22 protein-coding genes are annotated in these 22,560 nt (G+C 71.1%); 10 read left to right on the forward strand and 12 right to left on the reverse strand.

What is annotated here, in order from left to right; genetic code table 11:
- Nucleotides 1-85: 85 nt before the first annotated feature.
- Both IO20_RS0122460 and IO20_RS0122465 read left to right on the forward strand, forming a co-directional pair.
- Entirely contained in the window at nt 86-1,201 is a 1,116-nt protein-coding gene (locus IO20_RS0122460) for an ATP-binding cassette domain-containing protein (protein WP_030553558.1), read from the forward strand.
- The gene (locus IO20_RS0122465; protein WP_030553557.1) at nt 1,198-2,028 is read left to right on the forward strand and encodes a DUF2705 family protein; all 831 of its coding nucleotides are present in this window, start codon (nt 1,198-1,200) and stop codon (nt 2,026-2,028) included. Before IO20_RS0122460 ends, IO20_RS0122465 begins: the two co-directional genes overlap by 4 nt.
- A 6-nt stretch (nt 2,029-2,034) precedes the next feature.
- Here the strand turns inward: IO20_RS0122465 and IO20_RS0122470 are convergent, their stop codons facing one another.
- Nucleotides 2,035-2,367 (reverse strand): hypothetical protein, encoded by a 333-nt coding sequence (locus IO20_RS0122470; protein WP_030553555.1) that lies wholly within the window; start codon nt 2,365-2,367, stop codon nt 2,035-2,037.
- A gap of 198 nt (nt 2,368-2,565) precedes the next feature.
- On the opposite strand from IO20_RS0122470, the gene IO20_RS0122475 reads away from it, so the two are divergent.
- The gene (locus IO20_RS0122475; RefSeq protein ID WP_030553554.1) at nt 2,566-3,600 is read left to right on the forward strand and encodes an LLM class flavin-dependent oxidoreductase; all 1,035 of its coding nucleotides are present in this window, start codon (nt 2,566-2,568) and stop codon (nt 3,598-3,600) included.
- Nucleotides 3,601-3,760: 160 nt separating this feature from the next.
- Here the strand turns inward: IO20_RS0122475 and IO20_RS0122480 are convergent, their stop codons facing one another.
- Nucleotides 3,761-4,153, reverse strand: a complete 393-nt coding sequence (locus tag IO20_RS0122480) for an SCO5389 family protein (protein ID WP_030210566.1) — start codon at nt 4,151-4,153, stop codon at nt 3,761-3,763.
- A 249-nt stretch (nt 4,154-4,402) separates the two neighbouring features.
- Here IO20_RS0122480 and nucS point away from each other — a divergent pair, with 249 nt between their 5' ends.
- Nucleotides 4,403-5,074: an endonuclease NucS gene (gene nucS / locus IO20_RS0122485; RefSeq protein ID WP_030553552.1), complete on the forward strand. Its 672-nt coding sequence runs from the start codon at nt 4,403-4,405 to the stop codon at nt 5,072-5,074.
- 88 nt (nt 5,075-5,162) lie between these two features.
- Here nucS and IO20_RS0122490 read toward each other — a convergent pair whose 3' ends face one another.
- From IO20_RS0122490 to IO20_RS0122510, 4 genes are all read right to left on the reverse strand, one after another.
- A complete protein-coding gene (locus tag IO20_RS0122490; RefSeq protein WP_030553550.1) occupies nt 5,163-7,829 on the reverse strand; it encodes an ATPase AAA in 2,667 nt (888 codons plus the stop codon).
- 276 nt (nt 7,830-8,105) lie between these two features.
- A complete protein-coding gene (locus IO20_RS0122495) occupies nt 8,106-8,429 on the reverse strand; it encodes an STAS domain-containing protein (protein ID WP_030210572.1) in 324 nt (107 codons plus the stop codon).
- 126 nt (nt 8,430-8,555) lie between these two features.
- Entirely contained in the window at nt 8,556-9,404 is an 849-nt protein-coding gene (locus IO20_RS0122500) for a 3-hydroxyacyl-CoA dehydrogenase family protein (protein WP_030553548.1), read from the reverse strand.
- A gap of 334 nt (nt 9,405-9,738) precedes the next feature.
- Nucleotides 9,739-10,377 carry a TetR/AcrR family transcriptional regulator gene (locus IO20_RS0122510; protein ID WP_030553546.1) on the reverse strand — a complete coding sequence of 213 codons (639 nt, stop codon included), beginning with the start codon at nt 10,375-10,377 and terminating at the stop codon, nt 9,739-9,741.
- A gap of 88 nt (nt 10,378-10,465) precedes the next feature.
- Between IO20_RS0122510 and IO20_RS0122515 the strand changes: the two genes are divergently transcribed.
- The 3 genes from IO20_RS0122515 to IO20_RS0122525 all read left to right on the forward strand — a co-directional run bounded on the left by IO20_RS0122515 (nt 10,466) and on the right by IO20_RS0122525 (nt 12,673).
- Entirely contained in the window at nt 10,466-11,239 is a 774-nt protein-coding gene (locus IO20_RS0122515; RefSeq protein WP_030553545.1) for an ABC transporter ATP-binding protein, read from the forward strand.
- Nucleotides 11,240-11,273: 34 nt separating this feature from the next.
- The gene (locus tag IO20_RS0122520; protein ID WP_030553544.1) at nt 11,274-12,032 is read left to right on the forward strand and encodes an ABC transporter permease; all 759 of its coding nucleotides are present in this window, start codon (nt 11,274-11,276) and stop codon (nt 12,030-12,032) included.
- Between the two features lie 68 nt (nt 12,033-12,100).
- Nucleotides 12,101-12,673, forward strand: coding sequence for a cob(I)yrinic acid a,c-diamide adenosyltransferase (locus IO20_RS0122525; RefSeq protein WP_030210599.1), 573 nt, complete (start codon nt 12,101-12,103; stop codon nt 12,671-12,673).
- Here IO20_RS0122525 and IO20_RS36800 read toward each other — a convergent pair.
- A complete protein-coding gene (locus IO20_RS36800; protein WP_037636052.1) occupies nt 12,593-13,321 on the reverse strand; it encodes a hypothetical protein in 729 nt (242 codons plus the stop codon). The genes IO20_RS0122525 and IO20_RS36800 overlap by 81 nt on opposite strands.
- A 140-nt stretch (nt 13,322-13,461) precedes the next feature.
- On the opposite strand from IO20_RS36800, the gene IO20_RS0122535 reads away from it, so the two are divergent.
- The 3 genes from IO20_RS0122535 (at nt 13,462) to IO20_RS0122545 (ending at nt 17,298) form a co-directional block, all read left to right on the forward strand.
- Nucleotides 13,462-14,685: a sensor histidine kinase gene (locus IO20_RS0122535; RefSeq protein ID WP_425423741.1), complete on the forward strand. Its 1,224-nt coding sequence runs from the start codon at nt 13,462-13,464 to the stop codon at nt 14,683-14,685.
- Nucleotides 14,682-15,326, forward strand: a complete 645-nt coding sequence (locus IO20_RS0122540; protein WP_030553541.1) for a response regulator — start codon at nt 14,682-14,684, stop codon at nt 15,324-15,326. Before IO20_RS0122535 ends, IO20_RS0122540 begins: the two co-directional genes overlap by 4 nt.
- A 124-nt stretch (nt 15,327-15,450) precedes the next feature.
- Nucleotides 15,451-17,298, forward strand: coding sequence for a glycosyl hydrolase family 18 protein (locus tag IO20_RS0122545; RefSeq protein WP_397787417.1), 1,848 nt, complete (start codon nt 15,451-15,453; stop codon nt 17,296-17,298).
- A 136-nt stretch (nt 17,299-17,434) separates the two neighbouring features.
- Here IO20_RS0122545 and IO20_RS0122550 read toward each other — a convergent pair whose 3' ends face one another.
- The 5 genes from IO20_RS0122550 to atpA form a co-directional block, all read right to left on the reverse strand.
- A complete protein-coding gene (locus IO20_RS0122550; protein WP_030553537.1) occupies nt 17,435-17,881 on the reverse strand; it encodes a DUF2550 domain-containing protein in 447 nt (148 codons plus the stop codon).
- Nucleotides 17,882-18,026: 145 nt separating this feature from the next.
- Nucleotides 18,027-18,401: a F0F1 ATP synthase subunit epsilon gene (locus IO20_RS0122555; RefSeq protein ID WP_030210616.1), complete on the reverse strand. Its 375-nt coding sequence runs from the start codon at nt 18,399-18,401 to the stop codon at nt 18,027-18,029.
- Between the two features lie 111 nt (nt 18,402-18,512).
- The gene (atpD, locus tag IO20_RS0122560) at nt 18,513-19,955 is read right to left on the reverse strand and encodes a F0F1 ATP synthase subunit beta (protein ID WP_030210618.1); all 1,443 of its coding nucleotides are present in this window, start codon (nt 19,953-19,955) and stop codon (nt 18,513-18,515) included.
- Entirely contained in the window at nt 19,955-20,872 is a 918-nt protein-coding gene (locus IO20_RS0122565; protein ID WP_030553535.1) for a F0F1 ATP synthase subunit gamma, read from the reverse strand. Before IO20_RS0122565 ends, atpD begins: the two co-directional genes overlap by 1 nt.
- Before the next feature lie 20 nt (nt 20,873-20,892).
- Nucleotides 20,893-22,491, reverse strand: coding sequence for a F0F1 ATP synthase subunit alpha (gene atpA / locus IO20_RS0122570; protein ID WP_031127583.1), 1,599 nt, complete (start codon nt 22,489-22,491; stop codon nt 20,893-20,895).
- Nucleotides 22,492-22,560: the final 69 nt, after the last annotated feature.

Consider the following 22,560-nt stretch of genomic DNA (forward strand, 5'->3'; position numbering starts at 1 on the left):
AAGCTCCTAGCTCATACGGGGGGCTCCGGCCGAAGGCCGCCACGCCCCGACATGGATGCGACCGACCTGTCGATGGGGCTGCAGAATGATCGAGGCAGTCGGCCTGACGAAGCGCTACGGCGCCAAGACGGCCGTGTACAACCTTTCCTTCCAGGTGAGGCCCGGTGTCGTCACCGGCTTCCTGGGGCCCAACGGCTCCGGCAAGTCGACCACGATGCGCATGATCCTGGGCCTCGACCAGCCCACCGCCGGACACGTGACGATCGGCGGCCACCCCTTCCGGCAGCTGCCGAACGCTCCCCGGCAGGTCGGCGCGCTCCTCGACGCCAAGGCCGTGCACGGCGGACGGAGCGCGCGCAGCCATCTGCTGTCGCTCGCGCAGCTCGCCGGCATCCCGGCGCAGCGCGTCGACGAGGTCCTCGGCGTGGTCGGCCTCCAGGACGTGGCCAAGCGGCGCTCCAACGGCTTCTCGCTCGGCATGGGCCAGCGGCTCGGCATCGCGGCGGCGCTCCTCGGCGACCCGCAGGTGCTGCTCTTCGACGAGCCGGTCAACGGCCTGGACCCGGAGGGCATCCTCTGGGTCAGGAACCTGATGAAGAAGCTGGCCTCCGAGGGCCGGACGGTCTTCGTCTCCAGCCACCTCATGAGCGAGATGGCGCTGACGGCGGACCACCTGATCGTGATCGGCCGCGGGCAGCTGCTCGCGGACATGAGCGTCACGGACTTCATCTCGGCGAACTCCGCCGACTTCGCCCGGGTGCGGACCCCGGCGACCGAGCCGGGGCAGCGCGAGAAGCTGACGGCGGCGCTGATGGAGGCCGGCGGCCAGGTGATGTCCGAGCCGGACGGCGCACTGCGGGTGACGGGCCTGCCGCTGCCGAGGATCAGCGACCTGGCGCACGACGCGGACGTACGGCTCTGGGAGCTGTCCCCGCACCAGGCCTCCCTCGAGGAGGCGTACATGCGTCTGACGCAGGGCGCGGTGGACTACCGCTCCACCGACGACAAGCTCGCGCACCTCCAGCCGCCCGTGCAGCAGCCGCACCCGGGGCAGCCGGGGTACGGGATGCCGCCCCAGCCGCCGGTGGTCCAGGACGTGCCGCAGCAGGGCTGGTACGCCCCGCCGCCGCCCGGACAGAACCCGTACACCTCCCCGCAGCAGCAGCCTCAGCCGAGCGACACCCCCAAGGACGCCCGATGACCGCCCCCGCTCCGTACCACCACGCCCCGCAGGGCTATGTCTCCCCCATCCCGGTGCGCCGGGCGCACCTCGGTGACGCGCTGGCCTCCGAGTGGACGAAGATCCGCTCGGTGCGGTCGACGATGTGGACGCTGGGGGTGACGATCCTGCTCATGGTCGGCATCGGCCTGGGTGTGGCGGCGATCGCCGCGGCCTCCGAGGCGCCGATGGGCGACGAGGCCGCGCTCGGCTTCGGCTTCTTCGGGATGCTGCCCGCGTCGATCTGCGTGATCACCCTCGGGGTGCTGACGATCTCCTCCGAGTACGGCACGGGCATGATCCGTACGACCCTGACGGCCTGCCCCAGCCGGACCCGGGTGCTCACGGCGAAGGCCATCGTCTTCTTCCTGCTGGTCTTCTCGCTCACCACGGTGATCGCCGCGCTCGTGGCAGTGGCGCAGGTCTCCATCGTCGACGCGGCGGAGCCGACGGCCATGGAGTGGCTGCGGGCGACGGTCGGCGCGGGCGCCTACCTGGCGCTGCTCGGACTGCTGTCGATGGCGGTCGGCACCCTCGTCCGGCACTCGGCGGGCGCGATCACGGTGATGATCGGCGTGCTGCTGCTGCCGCTGGTCGCGGCGATGTTCATGTTCTCCGAGTCGCTCAGGTCGGTGCAGGAGTTCCTGCTGACGTACTCGATCCCGTCGCAGATGATCTCCCTGTACAGCGACGCCGCGCCGTTCGGCGAGGACGGCCCGGCGGGCTGGGAGCCGCTGCTGATCATGTTGGCGTGCGCGACGGTGGTGTTCGGCGGCGCGCTCGCCCTGCTGAACAAGCGCGACGTGTAACCGCCCTCAGTACTTCGGCGCGTTCCGGGACCGCTGCACCCTGCTGGTGCGGCGGTCCTTCGCGTTCCAGCAGGCCTTGTGCCAATGGCGCCGGTCGTCCACCCCGCCGTACTCGGGCCAGGCCACGAGGTGCGGGGCTCCGCCGGGGATCTCCTGGTCGCAGCCGGGGCAGCGGTAGCGCTTGCCGGGTGCGCTCGCCCCGGCGACGAGGCGTACGAACCACTCCTCGCCCTGCCAGGTCTCCGTGCGCTGTACGCCGCCGTACCGGTCGCCGTGGTCGCCCTGTTGCTGCTGTTCGGGCTTCTCGCCGCCTCGGGAGCGGTTGTGGCGCGGGGACACGGGCACACCTCACTGGGTCTGGGAACACGGACCGTTCTTCCAAGCCTACGGGCCGCGACGCGGTGCCCCGGGCCCCGTCCGGGACGGCTTAGCCGAAAATCGCAAGAACTTCATGAACGGCCGTTGCCTTTGGCACGTGTCAGACGTTGTTGCCAGTGCGAGGGGAGATACGCGTCGGCCGCAAGGAGGCAGAAGGCGATGCGCGTGGGTACGTTCGTTCTGGCCGCCCAGTTCCCGGGCCAGGGACAGGGTGAGGCACTGCACCGGGCGGTGCGGACCGCCGAGGTCGCCGAGGAGGCGGGGCTCGACTCGGTCTGGCTGGCCGAGCACCATTTCGTGCCGTACGGGGTCTGCCCGTCGGCCGTGACGCTGGCCGCGCTGCTCCTGGGCCGCACCCGGCGACTGCGGGTGGGCACGGCGGTGAGCGTGCTGCCGACCGTCCACCCGGTCTCCCTGGGCGAGCAGGCGGCGCTGCTGCACCTCACCTCGGGCGGCAGGTTCACCCTGGGGGTGGGCAGGGGCGGTCCCTGGGTCGACCTGGAGGTGTTCGGCGCGGGTCTCGACGCGTACGAGAACGGGTTCCCCGAGTCGCTCGATCTGCTGCTGCGCTGGCTCACCGAGCCGCGCGTCGGCGCCGAGGGCGAACGATTCTCCTTCCGCGAGGTCGCGGTGGTGCCCCGTCCCGACGAGCTGATCGGCGGGGACCCTTCGCCCGAGGTCGTGGTGGCCTGCACCTCGCCGAAGAGCGTGCGACTCGCCGCGGAGCGCGGTCTCCCGATGCTGCTCGGCATGCACTGCGGTGACGAGGACAAGGCCGACATGGTCGCGGCCTGGGGGCGGTACGCGCGGGAGGCCGGGCGGAGTCCCGACGACATCGCGCGGATCGGGTCCTGCCACGTCTCGGCGGGGGTGGCGCAGCTCGCGGACCGGGGGGCGGACGCGGCGGAGGCGCTGGTGAAAGCGATGCCGGGCTGGCTGAAGCAGGGGCTCGACGCGCATGTCACGGTCGACGGCCGGCACCGGTCGATGCGGGACCCCGTGGCGTACACGGAGCTGCTGTGCGGTCTGCATCCGGTGGGCACGCCCCGGCGGGCCGCGGACCGGCTGGCGGCGACGGCGGAGCGCACGGGCATCACGCGCTTCGCCCTGCTCGCCGAGGGCTCGGGCGACCTCGCGGCGACCGAGGAGAACGTCCGGCGGCTCGGCGCGGAGGTCCTGCCCCTCCTGGTGTGAGGCCGCGCCCGCGAGGCCGACCGTGCGGCTGTCCGGGAGGCCCGTCCGGGAGGGCTGTCAGGGCCGGGACCGTGCCGCCGCTCCGGCATCGCTCCGTGGTCGACGCGTGTCGGCACGCGTCGGCCACGTCTCCCGCGACGCGGAGCGGCGGCACCATGTCTCAGCAGTCGCGCAGTGTCGGCGACTGGTTCAGCAGCTGCCCCCGTACGGACGTGAAGCGGGCGAGCCGCTCGTCCACCGCCGGGTCCAGCGGGAACACCGCCACGCGGTGGCAGTTCTGGAAGGCGAGACGCACCCCGAAATGCCGCTGCAGCGCACCACGAATGGCGTCGCTCGCGAGCGCGCGCAGCAGCTGACCACGTGCCTGCTCATTCGGCGGCGGCGTCTGGTTGTCGGCGAACTCTCCGCCGTCGACCTTCAGCTGGGCCACCAGAGAACTGATCATCTCCCATGCGTAGGGCAGGGAGGTCCGGACGCAGTCGACGAAGTCGGCTTCGTCGACCTCGCCTCGCTCGGCCTGTTCCAACAGTGCCGGTGAGACGTCGAGCGACATGGGTTCTCCTCTCGCGACCCCGCGGACGGGGTCTTGCGGGCAGGGCGAGGACCGGTCGGCCGAACACGCAGCGTGCGCGGACGACGACCTCCAGCTTCCACGGTAAGCGCGCGGTCCTGCCCGCACCAGGAGATTGGGAACACAACCGGCTGATAACCGACGGGTGTTCGGCTCAGGATCATGCCCCGGCGCCCTCCGGTCGATGCCCGAATCGCGCGGAAGAGCGCCCGTCTTGTAGCGTTGCGGACCATGCGTCTCGTCATCGCCCGTTGCTCCGTGGACTACGCGGGCCGGCTCACGGCCCACCTGCCCTCCGCGCCCCGTCTGATCCTCATCAAGGCAGACGGCAGCGTCTCCATCCACGCGGACGACCGGGCGTACAAACCGCTCAACTGGATGTCGCCGCCGTGCACGCTCAAGGAGGGTGCCGACGGTGAGGCGGGCATCTGGACCGTGATCAACAAAGCGGGCGAGAAACTGATCATCACGATGGAGGAGATCCTCCACGACTCCTCGCACGAGCTGGGTGTGGACCCGGGTCTGATCAAGGACGGCGTCGAGGCGCACCTGCAGGAGCTCCTGGCCGATCGCATCGAGACCCTCGGCGAGGGGTACACCCTGATCCGCCGCGAGTACCCGACCGCCATCGGCCCGGTGGACATCCTGTGCCGGGACTCGGACGGCGCGACGGTCGCGGTGGAGATCAAGCGGCGCGGCGAGATCGACGGCGTCGAGCAGCTGACCCGCTACCTGGAGCTGCTCAACCGCGATCCGCACCTGGCGCCGGTGCGGGGCGTCTTCGCCGCGCAGGAGATCAAGCCGCAGGCGCGGGTGCTCGCGACGGACCGCGGCATCGGCTGCGTGGTCCTGGACTACAACGCGATGCGCGGCATCAAGGACGACAAGCTGCGGCTGTTCTGAGCGGTGTACGGCGACGGCCCCGGGTGCGGTGGAACGCACCCGGGGCCGTCGCCGTACCCGTCGGTCGTACGCCGTCGGGGTACGACCGTCAGGCGGGCGTCTCCGCGCTCGTGGAGTCGCCGGGGGCGGGCGAGGCGCCGAGAGTCGACGAGGCGGAGTTGCTGGGGGCCTGCGTCGTCGTCGGCGGGCTGGTCGTCGTCGGCGGGGGCGTCGTGGGCGGCTCGGTCGTCGGAGGCGGGGTGGTGGTCGTCGGCGGTTTCGGCGAGGCGGTCGTCGGCGCCGGGCGCGTGGTCGTCGGGCGCGGCCCGCTCGTCGTGGTGGGAGCCGTCGTCGGCGCCGTGGTCCCCGTGGGGGACGTCGTCGCCGTCGGGGAGTCCGACGGCGACGACGAGCCGGTGGTGCCGGGGCTCGTGGAGGAGGACGGCGACCCGCTCCCGGAGCCGGACGGGCTCGGGGAGCCGGAGTGGGTGGGGTCGCCGGTCTCGCCCGGCTCCCCCGCCTCGCCCTCGGCCGGCGGCTCCTCGCCGTCCGCGCCGTCCGCCCCGCCGTCGGCGGGATCCTCGGTCGCGGTGCTGTCGGAGGTGACGCGGTTGACGGCCGGGTCGTCGCCGTTGCCGGAGGTGGCTCCGAGGGTCACCACGGTGCCGAGGACGGCCACGAGGAGGGCGCCCGCGCCGACGGCGGCGAGGTTGCGGCGCGCGCCGGTGAGGATGCCGCTCTTGAGGCTGCGGCGGCCCTCGCCGTGGTCGGTGTCGGGGCGGGTGACGAGTGTCGGGCCCTTGTCGGCGAAGTCCGGGAACGCGAACGCCGGGGCCGCGGCGGGCTTGGTCTGCCCCACGGGGCCGACCGGCGGAGCCGGCTGTACCGGGCCGAGCGGCAGAGCGGCCGTGACGGCTTCCCTGCCCTGGCGTGCGGCCGGGCCGCGCAGGGCCGGGGTGCCGCGGGGCGGCGAGACGGGCCCCTCGGCGCGGGCGACGGCCGGGGCGCCGTGGTCTCCGGCGAGGTCGGCGACGAGGGCGAGCGCCCGGCGGCCGGCGACGGTGCCGCGCTTGTCGGCGAGCACCCCGCGCATGCCGATGGAGGCCTCCAGCTCGGCGCGGGCCCGCTCCAGGTTGCCGGTGCAGAGGGCCAGGACACCGAGCTCGTGGTGGAAGTAGGCCTCCTCGGCGACCTCTCCGGTGAGCCGGGCGGCCTCCTGTCCGGCGCGCAGGGCGCGTTCCCAGGCGCCCCAGTGCAGCCCCGCGGCGAAGGCGGGGGCGGCGGCGCGGGCGAGCCGGACGGCGGTGGCGCGGTGTTCGGCGGTCACCTCGGCGTCGGCCGGGGCGGCGGTCCCGGAACCGACGCAGACGGCCAGGGCGGCGAGGAGGGCGTCGGACTCGGCGGCGGCCCGCTCCGGGGTGACGGAGGGATGGGTCGTCCACCAGACGTAGTGCTGGGCGACGGTGTGGGCCCGGTCGGCGGCCTCGGTCCCGTACCCCTGGGCGAGCAGCTGGGTGAGGACGCCGACGGCGAGCCGGTAGCGGGGGCCGACCGGGGAGAGCAGACCGCAGGCCATGAGTTCGCCGAGGGCGGCGTCGGCGTGGGTGTCACCGACCAGGGCCGGCAGATGGGCCTGGTGCGGGACCTCGCCGCCGAGGGCGACGGCGAAGCGCAGGGTGGTCTGGGCGGAGCGGCTGAGCCGGGAGGCGAGCAGGGCTGCGGGCGCGGCGCCCTCGCCGAGGCTGGGGAGAGGTATCTCGCGCAGTTCGACGTCGTGGTCGTCGACTCCGTCGAAGGCCGCGGCCGCGACGGCGGCCGCCGCGGCGGGGTCGGTGGGCCCGAAGGCCTCTTCGAGGGCGCCGAAGGCGTCGAACTCGGCCGGGGTGACGCGGAGCCGGTCACGCTGTCTGAGCAGCGCCCCGGCCTGGACGAACCGTAGCGGCAGGCCCTCGGACTCGAACCACAGGTCGCCGGCCCAGTTGGCCTCGTCGTCGGTGAGGGTGCGTCCCGCCGCGCTCTCCAGGAGCTTCAGGGCGGAGCCGCGGCCGAGGCCCGCGAGGTGGAGCTCCTCGACGTGGGCTTCGGGCGAGGGCGCGGGGACGTCGGGTCCCGCGGCGAGGAGGAAGGCGCATTCGGGGGCGGCGGCGAGGAGCTCGTCGAGGGCGGCGCCGCCGAACTCCAGGTCGTCGACGACGACGACGGCGCCGACGTCGCGGAGCCGGTCGGGGAGTTCGGCGCGACCGGGCCGGTGCTCGGGGGCGTACCGGACGGCGGCGAAGAGCTCGTGGAGGAGTTCGGCCGGGGTGCGGTGGTGGCCGGACAGCCGGACGACTCCGTCGGGGGCGAGGTCCGCGCAGTCGGCGGCGACCGCGTCGAGGAGGGCGGTGCGGCCGGATCCGGCGGGGCCGGTCAGACGCGCGGAGCGGCCGCGGCCGAGGATGCCGGCGAGGCGCTCGCGCTCCTCCTGGCGTTCGAGGAGGGGCAGGGCGGGCGCGGGCGGGCCGGGCGGGACGGCCGGGGCGGCGGCGCGGGCGGCCTCGGCGCGCTCCTCGGGGGTACGGGGGCGGGGGGCGGCGGATTCCCGTCCGGGCGGGCAGGGCTCGATCTCGCTGCCGTCGACGGGGTTGACGGTGACGAGCAGGTCGCCGGAGAGGATCCGCACGACGCGGGCACGCGCGGGTGCGGGCGCGGGTGCGGGCGTGCCGCGTCCCTGGCGGGCGCCGTCGCCCTCGGAGTCGTGTCCGTACTCCTCCGGCCCCCGGTTGATCGGGTCCATGGTCCAAGCCCCCAAGAAGCGGTGTCCGGTGCCCGCCGGGTGGTTCCGTCAATGTGCAGGCGACCGAACCCTAGACCGTGGTCAGGCGCCCGGGAACAGGTGGGGTGCCCAGGAGACCAAGACGTCATGGTCTTGTGAGGATTGAGCGTGACGCCTGGTTCACACAGCTGCTTCACACGCCCGTACCCGTGCAGCTGCTTCACACGCCCGTGCCCGTACGCCGGCTCACGCCCGCACCCGTGCGGTCCCCGCCGGGGGCCGCCACCGCGAGGTCCGTCAGACCCGGGGCAGGGACTCCAGGGCGAGGCCGCCCTCGATGGCGAGGATGCGGTGCAGCCGGGTGGCGACGAGCAGCCGCTGCATCTGGGGTGGCACCCCGCGCAGCACGAGGCGCCTGCCGCAGCGGCCGGCCCGTCGGTGAGCACCCATGATCACGCCGAGTCCGGTCGCGTCCCAGGAGTCGAGGCCGGTCAGGTCGAGTACCAGATCGCCGACACCGTCGTCGACCGCCGAGTGCAGGACCGTACGGGCGTCCGCCGCGCTGCGGACGTCGAGGCGGCCCCCGACGACCAGCTCGACGTGGTCGCCCCTGATATGCATATGTGCTCCCCGAGAGTGCTCCGTCTTCGCAACAACTGACTGCCGTGACAGCAGAAGCGTTGCGCCTTGTCAGCGAACCGGTACCTGAATTCACCCCACGGGGTGAGGCGGGGCGGCGGGTCCGGCTCAGTACTTGTAGAAGCCCTGCCCGCTCTTGCGGCCGATGTCACCCGCGTCCACCATCCGGCGCATCAGCTCCGGCGGCGCGAACTTCTCGTCCTGGGACTCCGTGTAGATGTTGTTGGCGGCGTTCACCAGGATGTCGATGCCGGTGAGGTCGGCCGTGGCGAGCGGGCCCATGGCGTGGCCGAAGCCGAGCTTGCAGGCGATGTCGATGTCCTCGGCGGTGGCGACGCCCGACTCGTGGAGCTTGGCGGCCTCGACGACGAGGGCGGAGATGAGCCGGGTGGTGACGAAGCCGGCGACGTCGCGGTTGACGACGATGCAGGTCTTGCCGACGGACTCGGCGAACTCCCGGGCGGTGGCGAGGGTCTCGTCGCTGGTCTTGTAGCCGCGGACGAGCTCGACGAGCTGCATCATCGGCACCGGCGAGAAGAAGTGGACGCCGACGACGGCCTCGGGACGCTCCGTCACCGCGGCGATCTTGGTGATCGGGATCGCGGAGGTGTTGGAGGCGAGGACGGCGCCGTCCTTGACGATCTTGTCGAGCGAACGGAAGATCTCGTGCTTGACGTCGAGGTTCTCGAAGACGGCCTCGACGACGATGTCCGCGTCGGCGACGGCTTCGAGCTCGGTGGTGGCGGTGATCCGGCCGAGCGCGGCCTCGGCGTCGGCGGCGTCCATCTTGCCCTTGGCGACGAACCGCTCGTACGACGCCTTGATGCCGTCGGTGCCGCGGGTGAGGGCGGCGTCGGTGACGTCACGCAGGACGACGTCCCAGCCCGCCTGTGCCGAGACCTGCGCGATGCCGGACCCCATGAGTCCGGCCCCGATGACGGCGAGCTTCCTGGCCACGATGTTCCACCCCTTAACGCCTGTTCACTTCTGGCTCTCCGGCGGAGATTAGCGGTCGGGAGCCGCCATGTGACCGTGAAGTAATGCGCGTCACGCCCTCTTTGACGGACGTCACACTCACAACACCCCGTTCGGGCACCCGCACGGTCGCCATATACCCCGTTGGGGTACGCGGTCGAGCGCGCTCGTCCGGCGGCCGTCGTCCGGGAGGAGGTGCCGTCATGCGCCCGTACGCCCCGGGGACCGCCCTCGCCCCACTGCTCCTGCTCACCGGCATGGCCAGCCTCCGGAGCCCGGCATGATCCAGACGAAAGACCCTGGGCCCCCGTATCCGTCAGCCCTCGCGTACGGCGTACGTCAGCACCCGCTCGCTCAGGAGCTCCTCGATCTCGTCGAGGAGCACGAGGGCCTTGCGTGAGACGGCGGTCGCCTTGCCTCCCGTGGTCATCTCGCGGGTGATGCAGCCGACGACGGTGTTCTCGATCCAGGCGAGCTGCCCGCCGACGAGCAGCGGGAGCGGGTCGTCGGCGGGCGCGCCGGTCTCCTCGCGGAGCACGGCGACCACGGCGTCCTGCACCTGTTCCTGGACGTGGAAGAGCCGGGCCTTGAGGGTGGGGGCGTGCTCGATGACGTTCATGAAGGCGTCGAAGCCGTCCATGAGTCCGTACGCGGGCGAGACGGCGCCGATGTCCTGACGCAGTCCGCGCAGCACGGCACGGGCGGCGGACTCCCCCCGGTCGCGCCCCCGGATCATCCGGGCGAGGCGCTGGGTGACGCCGTCCATCCGGTCGAGGAAGAGGTCCTCCTTGGCCGGGAAGTAGTTGTAGACGGTGTTGACGGAGACGTCCGCCGCCTCGGCGACGTCCGCGACGGTCACGTGGGCGAAGCCCCGTTCCAGGAAGAGCCCGGTCGCGATGTCCGAGATCCGCTGCTTCGTCTCGCGCTTCTTGCGTTCCCTGAGTCCCTCGGCCATGCGCCCATCCTAGGCTCCCTGAAACTTCGGTGGCGCTGCATTTTTGGTGACATTGCAAAATTTCAGTGACTCTGTTTTTGTAGTCGTCATGCCCATCATCAGTACGGCCGGGCTCGCCCGGACCTTCACCACCAGGAACGGCCCCGTCGAGGCCGTCCGCGGGATCGACCTGACCGTCCGGCCCGGCGAGATCCTCGGACTGCTCGGACCCAACGGCGCCGGGAAGACCACCACCCTCCGGATGCTCACCACGCTCCTCCCGCCCACCGCCGGCGCCGCCACCGTCGCCGGCCACGACCTCGTACGGGACCCCGCCGCCGTACGCCGGCGCATCGGGTACGTCGCCCAGTCAGGCGGCCTCGACCCCCAGGAGACCGTCCGGTCGGAACTCGTCGCCCAGGGCCGGCTCTACGGCATGAACCGGGCCCGCGCGGCGGCCCGCGCCGAGGAACTCGCCGCCGACCTGGGCCTCACCGAACTCCTCGACCGCGCGACCCCGGCGCTCTCCGGCGGCCAGCGGCGACGGCTCGACCTCGCGATGGGGCTCACCCACCGGCCGGAGCTCCTCCTCCTCGACGAACCGACGACGGGGCTCGACCCGGGCAGTCGCGCCGACCTGTGGGCCCTGGTGCGCAGGCTGCGCGACGAGTACGGCACCACCGTCGTCCTCACCACGCATTACCTGGACGAGGCCGACGCCCTCGCCGACCGGCTGGTGATCGTCGACAAGGGCACGGTCGTCGCCGAGGGCAGCCCCGCCGCACTCAAGGCCGCTCACGGCGCGGCGACGCTCCAGGACGCCTTCCTCGCCATCACCGGCCGCGGCCCGACCCCCGTCGACACCACCCCCGTGGCCGTCTAGCCCCCACGACCCCCGCAGCCCCCTAGGACTACCGATGCCACCGACGCTCCTCCGCGACACCGCGCTCCTCTTCGGGCGCTACGCCCGCCAGACCCTGCGCTCCCCCTTCCAGATCTTCTTCGGCGTCCTGATGCCGCTGCTCTACCTCTTCTTCTTCGGGCCGCTGCTCACCGGCCTCCCGCTGGGCCGCGAGGGCGACTCCTGGCAGGTGCTCGTCCCCGGCCTGCTGCTCCAACTCGGTCTCTTCGGCGCCTCGTTCGCCGGGTTCTCGATCATCATGGAGAAGAACTGGGGCGTGTTCGACCGGATGCGGGTCACCCCGGTCAGCCGTCTCGCCCTGCTCCTCGGCCGGGTCCTGCGCGACGCCGCGCTCTTCGTCTTCCAGGCGGTCCTGCTCGTCCTGGTGGCGCTGCCGATGGGCCTGCGGGCTCCGCTCGCCGGGATCCTGATCGGCTTCGGCTTCGTGGCCCTGCTGTCGGTGGCGCTCGCCTCGCTCTCGTACGCGCTGGCTCTCAAGCTGCCCACCCCGCAGTCGTTCGGCCCCGCGATCAACACGCTCGCGATGCCGGCGATGCTGCTGTCGGGCCTGATGCTGCCGATGACGCTCGCCCCCGGCTGGCTCGACGCGCTCTCGCACCTCATGCCGTTCCGCTACCTGGTGGACGCGGTCCGCGAGGCGTACGTCGGCCACTACACGACACCGGCCCTGCTGTACGGGGTGCTCGTCGCCCTGGGTGTGGCGGCACTGGCGGTGACGGTGGGCACCAGGACGTTCCGAAGCGCCGGCGCGTAGCAGGGCCTGTCGTTCGGGTCACGCCGGGCTCGCGGGGTGACCCGAACGACAGGCCCTACGCTGGCCCCATGGTCAATCTGACGCGCATCTACACCCGTACCGGCGACCAGGGCACCACCGCCCTCGGCGACATGAGCCGGACCGCAAAGACGGATCCGCGGATCTCGGCCTACGCCGACGCCAACGAGGCCAACGCCGCCATCGGTACGGCGATCGCCCTCGGGCAGCTCGACGAGGAGGTCGTGAAGGTCCTCGTCCGGGTCCAGAACGACCTGTTCGACGTGGGAGCCGACCTCTGCACGCCGGTGGTGGAGGACCCGAAGTACCCCCCGCTCCGCGTCGAGCAGAGTTACGTCGACAAGCTGGAGGCCGACTGCGACCGCTTCCTGGAGGAGCTGGAGAAGCTGCGCTCCTTCATCCTGCCGGGCGGCACGCCCGGTGCTGCCCTGCTGCACCAGGCGTGCACGGTGGTCCGGCGGGCGGAGCGCTCCACCTGGGCGGCTCTGGAGATCCACGGGGAGACGATGAACACCCTCACCGCGACCTACCTCAACCGCCTCTCAGACCTGCTCTTCATCCTTGCCCGTACGGCGAACAAGGAGGTCGGGGACGTGCTCTGGGTCCCGGGCGGGGACCGCTGAACCATGGCGTGAGGCGTCGCGCGAAGTGCCGTGCGCGGCGTCGCCCGACGTGCCAGGCGAAGTGCCGTGCGAAGTGCCGTGCGCGCGACCGTGCGGCAGGTCGTGCGAGAGGCCGTGCGGGGCCTTCTTCGGCCAGATCGCGTAGCTGAGCGCGATCAGGCCGTGGATGCCCGCCGCTCGCCAGGCGAAGGAGATCCAGCTCCGCAGCCCGTCCGTGTTCCCGTCGTCGCCGACGTACCAGATCGCCAGGAGCAGCAGGCCCGAGGCGACGGCCGCGGCGACCACCGAACCCAGCCAGACCGCGCCCTCGTGCCGGGCGCGCGCCATGCCGTACCGCGGCGGCTTCACGGGCGGCGGCGCGTCGCCGAAGCGGTGGGCGGCGTGGCCGTCGAGCCACTTCACGGTCCGGTGGCCGTGGCCGACGGTGTAGCCGATGTAGACGGCGGCGAGGCCGTGCTTCCAGCTGGGGTCGGCGCCGTTCTTCAGGTCGATCGCGGTGACGACGAGGAGCAGCACCTCCAGGAGCGGTTCGCACAGCAGCAGCGCGACACCCGTCCGGGGCATCTTCAGGAGGTAGCGGGCGCCGAGGCCCGCGGCGAGCAGGACCCAGAATCCGATCTCACAGACGACGATCAGCGTGACGATCACGACGGTTCCCCTTTCGGTTCCCCCTCAGCGTCCCGTGGGATCCGGCCCCGTTCGTCGTCGCCGGTGACGAAGTGCGTCTACATCCTTCGACGGAGGGCCGGATCGGCCCGGACGAGGAGGTCGCCCGGCGGGCGGCCGTGTTGGATGAGTACGTGACGCTCCCCCGCCCCGCGCTCCCCCGCCCGCACCGCGTCGACCTGCTCATCGCGGTCTGCGGACTCGCCGGCGGGCTGCTCCTGTGGTCGTTCGGTCTTTACGTGACGGGCGACCACGTCTTCGGGCAGCGCTGGGCGACTCTGATCCCGCTGACCGTGATGGCCGGGACGGAGGCGCTGCGCCGTACCGCTCCGCGGTTCGCCCTGATCGTCGCCACCCTCGCGATCGTCGGCGACCAGCTCACCAACGGCAATCTCGCCACGGTCCTGATGTTCACGGACGTGGTCTACGCGGCGGTGCTGTACGGCACGCCCGCCCAGGCCCGGCGCATCCCGTACGTCATGGGGCTGATCACCGTCGCGACGACGGTCGTCTGCCTGGTCTGGTGGCAGAACGCGATCGCGCTGCTCGTGGGCGCGCTCACCGGCATGATCTCCTTCCTGCCCGCGGTGACGGGCTCGATCGTCCGCAACCACCGGAACGCGGCGGAGGCCGCCCGGCTGCGCGCCGAGCAGACGGCGCTGCTCGCCGAGATGGACCGGGCGCAGGCGGTGGTGGCGGAGCGGGCCCGGATGGCACGGGAGCTGCACGACATGGTGGCGAACCACCTCTCGGCGATCGCGATCCACTCGACGGCGGCGCTCTCCCTCGACGATCCGGGGACGACCCGGCAGGCCCTCACGGTGATCCGGGAGAACAGCGTGGCGGGTCTGGCGGAGATGCGGCGGCTCATCGGGCTGCTCAGGGACAGCGGCGCGGAGACGGAGCCGGCCGCCGCGCCCACCCTGGCCGCCCTCGACGCGCTGGTCGCGCAGGCGGGGCCGAACGGCGACCCCGCCGGGCTGTCCTTCGTCCTGGACGACACGCGGGAGTCGGCGGGAGCGCTGCCGGCTCCGGTGGAGCTGGCCGCGTACCGGATCGTGCAGGAGGCGCTGACGAACGCCCTCAAGCACGCGGCCCCCGGCGAGGTGCGCATCACGCTCGCCCAGGGCCCGGACGCCCTCTCCGTGGAGGTGACGAGTCCGTACGGGGAGCGCCCGGGGCCGACCGCTCCGGGTTCGGGGGCCGGTCTGGTGGGGATGCGGGAACGGGTGGCCCTGCTCGACGGGGTCTTCGAGGCCGGTCCGGTGTCGGACGGCGAGGGGCGGAAGCGATGGCGGGTACGGGCGGAGCTGCCCGTGGACAGGAACGAGGAGGACCGGACATGACGGTGCGGGTGGTGGTCGCCGAGGACCAGAGCGCGGTGCGGGCGGGGCTCGTCCTCATCCTCGGCAGCGCGCCGGACATCGAGGTGGTCGGGGAGGCCCCGGACGGCGAGCGCGCGGTGGAGCTGGCCCGCGAGCTCCGTCCGGATCTGGTCCTGATGGATGTGCAGATGCCGCGGATGGACGGGGTGACGGCGACGGGGATCGTGGTCGCGGAGGGCCTCGCGGACGTCCTCGTCCTGACCACCTTCGATCTGGACGAGTACGTGTTCGGGGCGCTGCGGGCGGGCGCGTCGGGTTTCCTGCTGAAGAACGCGGACGCGCGCGAGCTGATCGAGGCGGTACGGACGGTGGCGCGCGGCGAGGGCCTGATCGCCCCCGCGGTGACCCGGCGTCTCATCGCCGAGTTCGCCGCGCCGAGCCGTCCCGTACGGACGTCGGATCCCGGGATCCTCGCGTCGCTCACGCCCCGGGAGCGCGAGGTGCTCTCCGCCCTGGGGCGGGGTCTGTCGAACGCGGAGATCGCGGTACGGCTCGACATGGCGGAGGCGACCGTGAAGACGCACGTCAGCAAGGTGCTGGGGAAGCTGGAGCTGCGGAGCAGGGTCCAAGCGGCGGTGTTGGCCCAGGAGTTGGGTGTCTGACAGAACGGCGGTGACGTTGGTCTGGACCTCTTGACGATTGGTACAGACCTTCCTACGCTCGCGGGGCGCGCGCATCTTCACGGACCACCCCCACCTATGTCCGTCCGCAACTTGAGGAGCACCGTTGAGCACTCAAGCACCGACGCGCAGAACAGGGTTCAGACACCGGGCCGCCGCCGGTCTGACCGCCCTGATCCTGCCGCTGGCCGCCATGGTCGGCCTCGCCACCCCCGCCGAAGCCGCCGCCTCGGCCACCGCCACGTACACCAAGGCCTCCGACTGGGGCACCGGCTTCGAGGGCAGGTGGACGGTGAAGAACACCGGCACCACCACCCTCTCCTCCTGGACCGTCGAGTGGGACTACCCCGCCGGCACGGCCGTCACCTCCGCCTGGGACGCCACCGTCACCGGCTCCGGCACCCACTGGACCGCCAAGAACGTCGGCTGGAACGGCACCCTCGCCCCCGGCGCCAGCATCTCCTTCGGCTTCAACGGCACGGGGTCCGGCTCCCCGACCGGCTGCAAGGTCAACGGCGGCCCCTGTGACGGCACCAGCCAGCCCGGCGACAACGCCCCCTCGGCCCCCGGCACCCCCGTCGCCTCGTCCATCACCGACACCTCGGTGAAGCTCACCTGGACCGCCGCCACCGACGACAAGGGCGTCAAGAACTACGACGTCAAGCGCGACGGCGCCACGATCGCCACGGTCACCGGGCTCACGTACACCAACACCGGCCTGACCGCCGGCACCGACTACAGCTACACGGTCGTCGCCCGCGACACCATCGACCAGACCGGCCCGGCGAGCGGGACGGCCTCCGTCCGCACGACGGGCGGCGGGACCAACCCGCCCGTCGGCAACACCGTGAAGATGGGCTACTTCACCAACTGGGGCGTCTACGGCCGCAACTACCACGTGAAGAACATCGTGACCTCGGGCTCCGCGTCCAAGATCACCCACATCAACTACGCCTTCGGCAACGTCACGGGCGGCAAGTGCACCATCGGTGACGCCTACGCCGACTACGACAAGGCCTACACCGCCGACCAGTCCGTCGACGGCGTCGCCGACACCTGGGACCAGCCGCTGCGCGGCAACTTCAACCAGCTGCGCAAGCTGAAGAAGGCCTACCCGAACATCAAGATCCTCTGGTCCTTCGGCGGCTGGACCTGGTCCGGCGGCTTCGGCCAGGCCGTCCAGAACCCGGCCGCCTTCGCCCAGTCCTGCTACGACCTGGTCGAGGACCCCCGCTGGGCCGACGTCTTCGACGGCATCGACCTCGACTGGGAGTACCCGAACGCCTGCGGTCTGTCGTGCGACACCAGCGGCGCCGCGTCCTTCAAGAACATGATGCAGGCCATGCGCGCCAAGTTCGGTGCCAACAACCTGGTCACCGCGGCCGTCACCGCCGACGCCTCCGCCGGCGGCAAGATCGACGCCGCCGACTACGCGGGCGCCGCGCAGTACATGAACTGGTTCAACGTGATGACGTACGACTTCTTCGGCGCCTGGGCGGCCAAGGGCCCGACGGCCCCGCACTCCCCGCTCACCTCGTACGCCGGCATCCCCCAGGCCGGCTTCAACTCCGCCGAGGCCATCGCCAAGTTCAAGGCGAAGGGCATCCCCGCCAACAAGCTGCTCCTCGGCATCGGCTTCTACGGCCGCGGCTGGACCGGCGTCACCCAGGCCGCCCCCGGCGGCACGGCGACCGGCCCCGCGGCGGGCACCTACGAGCAGGGCATCGAGGACTACAAGGTCCTCAAGGCCTCCTGCCCGGCCACCGGCACCGTCGCGGGCACCGCGTACGCCCACTGCGGCACCAACTGGTGGAGCTACGACACCCCGGCCACGGTCACGTCCAAGATGAGCTGGGCGAAGAACCAGGGCCTGGGCGGTGCCTTCTTCTGGGAGTTCAGCGGCGACACCGGCAACGGCGAACTCGTCGGCGCCATCAACAACGGCCTGAACTAGCACGTACGACAGGCCGCGAACGACGAAGCGGGGGCCGGCGCAGCACGCCGACCCCCGCTTCTTCACGCATCACGTCTACGCGACATTCACCCTCCCCCAGACTTCGTCCGGGGGACCCCCGATCAACAGGCGAGGATCAGGCGACATTCACCCGTTGCCCGGGAGGCGCCGCCTCCAGCCAGGCCATGAAACCGGTCCGCGCGTCCTCGCTCATCGCCAGCTCCAGCCGCACGCCCTCGTACATACAGGGCTGGATCACCGCGTCGGAGAGCAGCGCGAGCTCCTCCTCGCCCTCCGGCATCCGGCGCTCCAGGGCCACGATGGACGAGCGCTCCAGGACCCGGCGCGGCCGGGGAGCGTACGAGAAGACACGGAACCAGGCGATCTCGTCACCGCTGTAGCGGGCGACACCGTAGACCCAGCCCTTGCCGGTCGGGTCCGGTTCGTCGGGGACGTTCCAGTGCAGGGAGCAGTCGAAGGTGCCGCCGGCCCGCTGGATCAGCCTGCGGCGCAAGCCGAAGACGAAGAGCCCGATCACCACCAGTGCGACGACCAGGCCGCACACGAGCAGAGCGAGGAACATCTTCACCGACCTCCTCGCTGCGTCCCGTAGCCGGCACCGCCGGCACAACCGAATACAACCTGCATCTGCATCGCCTCAGCCGCGACACGGTCTGGAAAATTCCAACCGTGCCGCGGCTGAGGGCACTACTACTCGGCGCGGACCGTCAGCGGACCGCTACCGCGCGCAGCCGGACATCGGCGCGCCGCTCGGCGGCAGCGTCGGAGTCCGCCTTCGCACGCTCCAGCGCGCGCTCGGCGCGCTGGGCGTCGATCTCGTCCGCCAGCTCGCAGATCTCCGCGAGCAGAGACAGCTTGTCGTCGGCGAAGGAGATGAATCCGCCGTGGACGGCGGCGACGACGGTCGCGCCCTCGCTGGTACGGATGGTCACCGGGCCCGACTCCAGCACACCGAGCAGCGGCTGGTGGCCGGGCATGACGCCGATGTCGCCGGAGGTGGTACGCGCGATGACCAGGGTGGCCTCGCCGGACCAGACACTCCGGTCCGCGGCGACCAGCTCGACGTGCAGCTCAGCAGCCAAGGGTGGCTCCTCGGGTCACCACCCGGCGGTCGTGCCGGGTGTTGGGGTCAATTCTAGTGGGCGTGGTGAGGGGGGCGGGACGGACCCGCCCCCCTCGGGAGAGCACGGGGCTCAGGAGACGCCGAGCTCCTTGGCGTTGGCCTTGAGGTCCTCGAGGCCACCACACATGAAGAACGCCTGCTCGGGGAAGTGGTCGTACTCACCGTCGCAGATCGCGTTGAACGCGGCGATCGACTCGTCGAGCGGAACGTCCGAACCGTCCACACCGGTGAACTGCTTCGCCGCGTGGGTGTTCTGGGACAGGAAGCGCTCGACACGCCGGGCGCGGTGGACAACGAGCTTGTCCTCCTCGCTCAGCTCGTCGATACCGAGGATCGCGATGATGTCCTGGAGGTCCTTGTACTTCTGCAGGATTCCCTTGACGCGCGTGGCGGCGTCGTAGTGGTCCTGCGCGATGTAGCGCGGGTCCAGGATCCGGGACGTGGAGTCCAGCGGGTCCACGGCCGGGTAGATGCCCTTCTCGGAGATCGGACGGGAGAGAACCGTCGTCGCGTCGAGGTGGGCGAAGGTGGTGGCCGGAGCCGGGTCGGTCAGGTCGTCCGCGGGGACGTAGATCGCCTGCATCGAGGTGATCGAGTGACCACGGGTCGAGGTGATGCGCTCCTGGAGGAGACCCATCTCGTCGGCCAGGTTCGGCTGGTAACCCACCGCGGAGGGCATACGGCCGAGCAGGGTCGACACCTCGGAACCGGCCTGGGTGAAGCGGAAGATGTTGTCGATGAAGAACAGCACGTCCTGCTTCTGCACATCGCGGAAGTACTCCGCCATGGTCAGACCGGCGAGGGCCACGCGCAGACGGGTGCCCGGGGGCTCGTCCATCTGGCCGAAGACCAGCGCGGTCTTGTCCAGAACGCCGGCCTCCTCCATCTCCACCATGAGGTCGTTGCCCTCACGGGTGCGCTCGCCGACGCCCGCGAAGACCGACACACCGTCGTGCAGCTTGGCCACACGGACGATCATTTCCTGGATCAGAACGGTCTTGCCGACACCGGCACCACCGAACAGACCGATCTTTCCACCCTTGACGTACGGGGTGAGAAGGTCGACGACCTTCAGGCCGGTCTCGAACATCTCGGTCTTGGACTCGAGCTGGTCGAAGGCCGGGGCCTTGCGGTGGATGGTCCAGCGCGGCGCGTCGGCCACGGTGGACTCGTCGTCGTTCAGCACCTGGCCGAGCGTGTTGAACACGCGACCCTTGGTGACGTCGCCGACCGGAACGGTGATGCCCGTGCCCGTGTCGGTCACCGGGGCCTGGCGGACCAGACCGTCGGTGGGCTGCATGGAGATGGCGCGGACGACGCCGTCACCGAGGTGCTGGGCGACCTCGAGGGTCAGCGTCTTGGTCGCGCCCTCCTCGGTCGGGTCCATGACCTCGACGTGCAGCGCGTTGTAGATCGCCGGCATCGCGTCGACGGGGAACTCCACGTCGACGACCGGGCCGATGACCCGGGCGACGCGGCCCGTGGCGGCGGCCGTCTCAACAGTGGTCGTCATTACTTGTCACTCCCCGCGGTCGCGTCGGCCAGGGCTGCGGTGCCACCGACGATCTCGCTGATTTCCTGGGTGATTTCGGCCTGGCGGGCCGCGTTGGCAAGTCGGGAGAGATTGTTGATCAAGTCTCCCGCGTTGTCGGTGGCCGACTTCATCGCGCGGCGCGTGGCGGCGTGCTTGGAGGCAGCCGACTGGAGCAGCGCGTTGTAGATCCGGCTCTCGACGTACCGGGGCAGCAGGGCGTCGAGGACGTCCTCCGCCGACGGCTCGAAGTCGTACAGCGGACGGAGCGTGTCCGTGTCGCCTGCTTCCTTCGCCACCTCATCGAGGCTGAGGGGCAGCAGCCGGGCCTCGACCGCCGTCTGCGTCATCATCGAGACGAACTCGGTGTAGACGATGTGGAGCTCGTCCACACCACCCTCCGCCGTGTCCTTCTCGATCGCCTCGATCAGCGGTGCCGCGATCGTCTTGGCGTCGCCGTACGACGGCTGGTCCGTGAACCCGGTCCACGTACCGGCCAGCTTCCGCTCGCGGAAGTTGTAGTGCGCGATGCCACGACGGCCGACGACGTAGACGGCGACCTCGCGGCCTTCGCCCTCCAGCTTCGCCGTCAGCTTCTCCGCCGCCTTGATGGCGTTGGAGTTGAAGGCGCCGGCCAGACCGCGGTCGCTCGAGAGGAGCAGGACCGCGGCACGGATCGGGTTCTCCGCCTCGGTGGTCAGCGGGTGCTTGTCATTGGCACCCGTGGCCACCGCCGTCACCGCGCGGGTCAGCTCGGTCGCGTACGGAGTCGACGCCTGTACCTTGCGCTGCGCCTTGACGACACGCGAGGCGGCGATCATCTCCATCGCCTTGGTGATCTTCTTCGTCGCGGTGACGGATTTGATGCGACGCTTGTAGACCCGGAGCTGCGCTCCCATGAGTCAGGTCCCTTCCGTCGTCACTTCGAGACGTTGACGGCGGCAGGAGCGTCCTCGCCCAGCAGCTTGCCGTCAGAGGTCTCGAACTGCTTCTTGAACTCCGCGATGGCGTCGCCCACGGCCTGCAGGGTGTCGTCCGACATCTTGCCGCCCTCACGAATGGAGGTCATGAGGCCCGAGTGGCTCTGGCGGAGGTACGCCAGCATCTCGGCCTCGAAGCGACGGATGTCGACGACCGGGACGTCGTCCATCTTGCCGGTGGTACCGGCCCAGACGGAGACGACCTGGTTCTCGGTGGGCATCGGCTGGTACTGAGCCTGCTTGAGCAGCTCGACCATGCGCTGTCCACGCTCCAGCTGCGCCTTGGAGGCGGCGTCCAGGTCGGAACCGAAGGCGGCGAACGCCTCCAGCTCACGGAACTGGGCCAGGTCCACGCGAAGGCGGCCGGAGATCTGCTTCATCGCCTTGTGCTGGGCGGAGCCACCGACACGCGAGACCGAGATACCGACGTTCAGGGCCGGACGCTGGCCGGCGTTGAACAGGTCGGACTCCAGGAAGCACTGGCCGTCGGTGATGGAGATGACGTTGGTCGGGATGAACGCCGACACGTCGTTCGCCTTGGTCTCGACGATCGGGAGACCGGTCATCGAACCGGCACCCAGCTCGTCCGAGAGCTTCGCGCAGCGCTCGAGGAGACGCGAGTGCAGGTAGAAGACGTCACCCGGGTAGGCCTCACGGCCCGGCGGGCGGCGCAGCAGCAGCGACACGGCGCGGTAGGCGTCGGCCTGCTTCGACAGGTCGTCGAAGACGATCAGGACGTGCTTGCCCTGGTACATCCAGTGCTGACCGATGGCGGAACCGGTGTACGGCGCCAGGTACTTGAAGCCGGCCGGGTCGGACGCCGGGGCGGCGACGATCGTCGTGTACTCGAGCGCGCCGGCCTCTTCCAGGGCGCCGCGAACGGACGCGATGGTCGAGCCCTTCTGGCCGATGGCGACGTAGATGCAGCGGACCTGCTTGTTCACGTCGCCCGAGCGCCAGTTGTCACGCTGGTTGATGATCGTGTCGACGCACAGCGCGGTCTTGCCGGTCTGACGGTCACCGATGATCAGCTGACGCTGACCACGGCCGACCGGCGTCATGGCGTCGACGGCCTTGTAGCCGGTCTCCATCGGCTCGTGCACCGACTTACGGGCCATAACGCCCGGGGCCTGCAGCTCGAGGGCGCGGCGGCCCTCGGTCGCGATCTCGCCGAGACCGTCGATCGGGTTGCCCAGCGGGTCGACGACGCGACCCAGGTAACCCTCACCGACGCCGACGGAGAGGACCTCGCCGGTGCGCTGCACCGACTGCCCCTCCTCGATGCCGTTGAACTCGCCGAGGACGATCGCGCCGATCTCGCGCTCTTCGAGGTTCAGCGCGAGACCCAGGGTCCCGTCCTCGAACTTCAGCAGCTCGTTCGCCATGGCCGAGGGAAGACCCTCGACCTTCGCGATACCGTCACCGGCCAGGCTGACCGTGCCGACCTCCTCGCGCGAGGCCGCGTCCGGCTGGTACGACTGGACGAAGTTCTCCAGTGCGTCCCGGATCTCCTCCGGCCGGATCGTGAGCTCCGCCATCTGGGTTCCCTGCTCTCCTTGTTGGGCCCGAAGTTTCTTAAGGGGTCTGGGGGCCGACCCCCAGGAATC

This window comes from Streptomyces exfoliatus, from assembly GCF_000725545.1.
GTDB classification, from domain to species: Bacteria; Actinomycetota; Actinomycetes; order Streptomycetales; family Streptomycetaceae; genus Streptomyces; species Streptomyces exfoliatus.